Annotated in this window: 6 protein-coding genes; 4 read left to right on the forward strand and 2 right to left on the reverse strand. The window is 73.3% G+C overall.

The window, feature by feature from the left end; translation table 11 throughout:
- Nucleotides 1-37: 37 nt before the first annotated feature.
- Complete coding sequence (locus DQW06_RS15725; protein WP_198048848.1) at nucleotides 38-1114, reverse strand: class I mannose-6-phosphate isomerase; 1077 nt, start codon at nucleotides 1112-1114, stop codon at nucleotides 38-40.
- Nucleotides 1111-1902: an SDR family oxidoreductase gene (locus tag DQW06_RS15730; RefSeq protein WP_197724899.1), complete on the reverse strand. Its 792-nt coding sequence runs from the start codon at nucleotides 1900-1902 to the stop codon at nucleotides 1111-1113. Before DQW06_RS15730 ends, DQW06_RS15725 begins: the two co-directional genes overlap by 4 nt.
- Before the next feature lie 381 nt (nucleotides 1903-2283).
- On the opposite strand from DQW06_RS15730, the gene DQW06_RS15735 reads away from it, so the two are divergent.
- The 4 genes from DQW06_RS15735 (at nucleotide 2284) to DQW06_RS15750 (ending at nucleotide 4638) form a co-directional block, all read left to right on the forward strand.
- Nucleotides 2284-2589: a hypothetical protein gene (locus DQW06_RS15735; protein WP_117198807.1), complete on the forward strand. Its 306-nt coding sequence runs from the start codon at nucleotides 2284-2286 to the stop codon at nucleotides 2587-2589.
- A 153-nt stretch (nucleotides 2590-2742) separates the two neighbouring features.
- Nucleotides 2743-3294, forward strand: a complete 552-nt coding sequence (locus DQW06_RS15740; protein WP_071621978.1) for a PadR family transcriptional regulator — start codon at nucleotides 2743-2745, stop codon at nucleotides 3292-3294.
- Nucleotides 3260-3916 carry a GyrI-like domain-containing protein gene (locus tag DQW06_RS15745; protein WP_117198809.1) on the forward strand — a complete coding sequence of 219 codons (657 nt, stop codon included), beginning with the start codon at nucleotides 3260-3262 and terminating at the stop codon, nucleotides 3914-3916. Before DQW06_RS15740 ends, DQW06_RS15745 begins: the two co-directional genes overlap by 35 nt.
- 122 nt (nucleotides 3917-4038) lie before the next feature.
- Nucleotides 4039-4638, forward strand: coding sequence for a hypothetical protein (locus DQW06_RS15750; protein ID WP_013152823.1), 600 nt, complete (start codon nucleotides 4039-4041; stop codon nucleotides 4636-4638).
- Nucleotides 4639-4858: the final 220 nt, after the last annotated feature.

The raw sequence follows: 4858 nt of genomic DNA on the forward strand, positions 1-4858 counted from the left end.
GGCCCCCACCGCGACGGTGGGGGCCGGGACGGTCGACTCACAGGCCCTCGCCGAGGAAGGCGACTGCCTCACGGGGGTAACCGGCGGCGGCCAGGGGGGCGACCACGTCGCGGTCCAGGTCGGGCAGGTAGCCGAACAGCACGTCGGCCGGGCCCGCGATCTCCACCTCGCCCAACGCGGCGGGCAGCAGCAGCGTCCGGGCCCGGCCCAGCTCACCACGCCAGTCGCCGCAGCGCACCCGGACGGGCGCCCCGACGTTGGTGAGGACCTGCGCGGTGGCGAACGTGTGGCGCAGGGGCTCGGCGGTGCCCGCGTGCCAGCGTTCGAGCGCGAAGTGCGGTCCGGCGCAGCAGAACACCCGCTCCACGCCGTCGCCGACCCCGATCCTCAGCCCCGGGTGGAAGTCGGGCCTGTGCTCCGGCCGGACCTGGGCCATCAGCGCCTCCAGGTTCGCGCGCCACCGCTCGTCCGGGACCGGTGAGCCGTCCTCCATCTCCCAGCGCATCGCGTGCTGCTGGACGTCGGAGGTCTGCTCGATCTCGTAGACCAGGGTCCGGGGGCCGAAACTGTGCACGGTGCCGCCCGGGACGTAGACCGTCTCGCCGGGCCGCACCGGCAGGCGGCGCAGCACGGCGTCGAAGTCCTGGTCGAGCAGTGCCTGGTGGAGCCGCTCCCCGGTCACCCCGCTCCTGACCCCGCACAGCGCGGTGGCGCCGGGAGGCGCGTCGAGGATGTGCCAGGCCTCGGTCTTGCCGTTGGGCTGTCCCTCCAGCCGCCGGGCGGTGGCGTCGTCGGCGTGCAGGTGCACCGGCAGCGTTCCGGAGGCGTCGATGAACTTGGTCAGCACCGGGAAGACCTCCCCGGACCAGCCCTCGCCCACCAACCCCTCCGGCCACCGCGCGACGAGCTCGCGCAGGGACCGGCCCGCGAGGGGCCCGTCGAGTACCGTGCTGCCGTTCCCGTCGACGTCGCTGACCTCCCAGGTCTCCGCGACCGCCCAGTCGGGCAGCCCCTCCCGGCCCAGGTGGCGGGCGATGGCGTGGCCGCCGAACACCAGCTGTCGGGCCGGGGCGCTCACCCTCAGCGGGTACCAGTCCACGGCCGCCCCCGTCACAGGACCGGTTTGCCGCCGGTGACCGCGATGCGGGCGCCGGAGACGTAACTGGACTCGTCCGACGCCAGCATCACGTACACCGGAGCCAGTTCCGACGGTTGCCCGGCGCGGCCCATCGGCACCTGGGAGCCGAAGCCCTCCACCTGCTCGGGCGGCATGGTCGAGGGGATCAGCGGGGTCCAGATCGGCCCCGGCGCCACGGAGTTGGCCCGGATGCCCCTGGGCGCCAGCATCTGGGCCAGCGTGGCGGCCATGTTGGCGATGCCCGCCTTGGTGGCGTTGTAGGGCAGCAGGGTGGGCGGCGGGGAGTCGGAGTTGACCGACGTGCTCGCGATGATCGAGGAGCCGGGCCGCATGTGCGGCACGGCGGCCTTGGCGAGGTGGAAGAACGCGCTGAGGTTGGTGGCCAGGGTGTGGTCCCACTCCTCGTCGGGGATCTCCTCCAGCGTCTCGTGGGTCATCTGGAAGGCGGCGTTGCTGACCAGGACGTCCACCCGGCCGAACTCCTCCACCGCCTTCGCGACGAGGGCCCGGCACCGGGCCGGGTCCGCCAGGTCGCCGGGGAACAGGACGGCCCTGCGGCCCGCCTCGCGCACCCAGCGCTCGGTCTCCCGCGCGTCGTCGTGCTCGTCCAGGTAAGCGATGAGCACGTCGGCGCCCTCGCGGGCGAAGGCGATGGCCACCGCCCGTCCGATGCCGCTGTCGGCGCCGGTGATGACGGCCGCCTTCCCTTCGAGCCGCCCCGACCCCCGGTAGGACTCCTCGCCGTGGTCGGGTCTGGGGTCCATGGCGTCGGTGCGACCGGGCGGGGTCTGCTGCTGTGACGGCTGCTGGGGCACGAGGTCCTCCCGTAGACGAAGTCACCACAAGGCTACGTTCCGTGCGCGCCGGTGGCGGGGAGGGGCGCGGCGCTCCCGGTGAAAACCGGGCCCCGCGCGCGGGCGCCTCCCCGCGGCACGCTTCGGCGGCGCGTCCACGGACGTGACCACCGGTCAGCGCACGTCCTGGGACCGGCCTCCGGGACCGGACTGTCGCCGCGGGTCCGGATGTCCTAGGGTGTGTGGTCCGTTCCGTGAACGCCGTACGAGGAGGTGGTCGTGATGGGGATGTTGACCTAGCCGCCCGCCCGGAGGGTCCGGGAGAGGGCGGCGGGTTCCGGAAGGAACGAGATGTCCCGTACGGACAAGACCAAACCGCTGTGGGTGCGCCAGCGCGAACACGGAGCGGTGGCGCTGCACGACCACAGCCACGGCCCCTGCGACCTGCCGCCGGAGCCGACGCGTGCGACGCCCGACACGCGGTGCCGGTGGGCGTACCCCGATTCGGTGCCGATGGGCCACGGATGCTGTTCCGGGTGCCACAGGCGCGGATGCACCGCGGAGTGGCAGCGGTACGTCAAAGCCGGCAACCGCAGGCGCCGCCACGGTGACCGCCTCCTGACGCACCTCTGGGTGCGCGAGGCGAACAGCCGCTGAGGGGGCTCTTCCGCGTCCCTCCGCGCGGGTGCGTCCGTCGCGCGGAGGACGCGGTCCCGTCCCACCCGGCGGGCCCCAGCGGCCGGAGGGACGGCACGGGCCCCGGGGGTGAGGGGTTCCCCGGCGTTCTATTCTAGTGCTAGAATATGGGGTGTGGAGCTGACACCCGCCGAACTCACCGTCCTGGGCCTGGTCATCGAGCGCCCCCGGCACGGCTACGACCTGGAGCAGGCCATCGAGCTGCGCGGCGTCCGCCAGTGGACGGACATCGGCTTCTCCTCGATCTACTACCTGCTCGCCAAACTGGAGAAGCGGGGCCTGGTCCACGTCCCGGAGGCCCCCGCCGCCGCGAAGTCGCGCCGGGTGTTCCACGCCACCGAAACCGGAAGGCGGGCGGCGCGCGACGGCGCACTCGACCTCATCCGACAGCCGCGGCCGGTGGCGCACCCGCTACTGGTAGGCGTCGCCAACCTGCCCCTGCTCTCCGAACGCGAGTACGCCGAGGCGCTGCGCGACCGGCTGGCCGGGGTGCGCGAGCGCATCGCCGCGGTCCGGGAGGCCGAGCGGGCGCAGGCGCCCTCCGCGCTCGCGGCGCGCGAGGTGTTCTCGTACTCACTGAGCCTCCTGGAGGCGGAAAGGTCGTGGCTCGCCAGCCGAGTCCAGGTGCACGATGACGGACAAGACCGACTTCAAGAGAACCCTTGACGCCTACCGGGCGCGACGGGACCGGTTCCGGATCACCCGGGTGCCGGACCTGCGCTACCTCATGGTCGACGGCCGCGGTGACCCCAACACCTCACCGGCCTTCACCGAGGCGGTCGAGGCGCTCTACCCGGTGGCCTACAAGCTCAAGTTCGCCAGTAAGCGCGACCTCGGGCGCGACTACGTGGTCATGCCCCTGGAGGGCCTGTGGTGGGCCGAGGACATGGACGCCTTCACGGCGGCGCGCGACAAGTCGCGATGGGCCTGGACGATGATGATCATGGTCCCGGACTGGACCGACCAGGACATGTTCTCCGCCGCCGTGGAGCGTGTCGCGGCCGGGAACAGGCCCGCGCTCCTGGACGACGTCCGCCTGGAGACGCTGTCCGAGGGCCTCTGCGTGCAGACGCTGCACGTCGGCTCCTTCGACGACGAGGCCGACGTTCTCCGGCGGATGCACCACGAGTTCGTCCCCGACAACGGGCTGCGCATGGTCGGCAGGCACCACGAGATCTACCTCAGCGACTTCCGCAGGGCCGCGCCGGACAAGCTGCGCACCATCCTGCGGCAGCCGGTCGCCGCCGTCTCCGGGAGCGGGGCCGGGCCCGCCGCCTCGGACGGGTGAGCGGCGCCGCCCGTCCCGGGTGTCCGGGGCGGCCCGCCGCCGCGTTCCGGGGACCCCCTCCTCCCGGTCGGGGCGGGTCCCGTGCGCGTCCCGTTGTCCTCGGCGGCCGATAGTGTCCCGCCATGAGTTACGCGCTGACGACCTACGTGGTCGACCTCGACGTCCTGCACGGCTCCGTCGGGTCGAGGGACGACAAGCTGCGCCGCATGATCGGCGGCCGGTTCAGGCAGCACCTGGCCCACTTCGACTCCCAGTTCGGCCACGTCGCCGACGCGGGCGGCCCCACCATCCGCGACGCGATCCGCGCGGTCATCGAGGGAGGGCCCTTCGACGACCGGCACGGCACCATGTACGGCTACGCCTACAAGTGGATCTGCGAGTTCCACGGCCGCGCCCTGTTCAACAACGACTTCTCCCCGATGAGGTACGGGTGGCTGGAGACGGTCGACGCGGGCCTGAACGCACTGGGCGTGACCGCGGTCGGCGTCGAGGAGTTCAGTTTCGGCGGCGCCCCCTCGCCGATCCCGGCGCCCGAAGAGTTGCCGGGCTACGGCGAGTGGAGCCTCACCGAGTGCCAGAAGGCCCTCGAACAGTGGGAGGCCGCCACCGACGAGGGACGGGCCGCACTCGACCCCGCCGTCCTGAGCGCCGCCGAGTCCTGCATGGACTGGTGCCGGACCGCCGCCGCGGCGGGAAGGGGCGTGGCCGGTTTCTTCAGCTGACCGGCGGCCGGGCCCGTCCCCGGCGGGGGTTCCCACGGGGCCGCGCCCCACACCGGGACCGGCCCCGTCGGCGCGGGGACGGTACGAGCGGGTGGCCCGGAGCGCTCTGCCGTGCGCCCGCGAACACGACCACTCCCTCCACCGGCCAGGAGCACCGCCGCCGCGGTGCCGCCCCCGGAGCGGGCGGACGGGGCGCACCGGATCCCGTAATCCGGGGGAG

The sequence above is a fragment of the Nocardiopsis sp. TNDT3 genome (assembly GCF_003427465.1).
Classification (GTDB): Bacteria; Actinomycetota; Actinomycetes; order Streptosporangiales; family Streptosporangiaceae; genus Nocardiopsis; species Nocardiopsis dassonvillei.

What these genes read in the sequence shown, in the direction of transcription:
- DQW06_RS15750 (WP_013152823.1), top strand. Translation starts at nt 4,039, where the DNA reads ATGAGTTACGCGCTGACGACCTACGTGGTCGACCTCGACGTCCTGCAC.
- DQW06_RS15745 (WP_117198809.1), top strand. Translation starts at nt 3,260, where the DNA reads ATGACGGACAAGACCGACTTCAAGAGAACCCTTGACGCCTACCGGGCG.
- DQW06_RS15730 (WP_197724899.1), bottom strand. Translation starts at nt 1,902, where the DNA reads ATGGACCCCAGACCCGACCACGGCGAGGAGTCCTACCGGGGGTCGGGG.
- DQW06_RS15735 (WP_117198807.1), top strand. Translation starts at nt 2,284, where the DNA reads ATGTCCCGTACGGACAAGACCAAACCGCTGTGGGTGCGCCAGCGCGAA.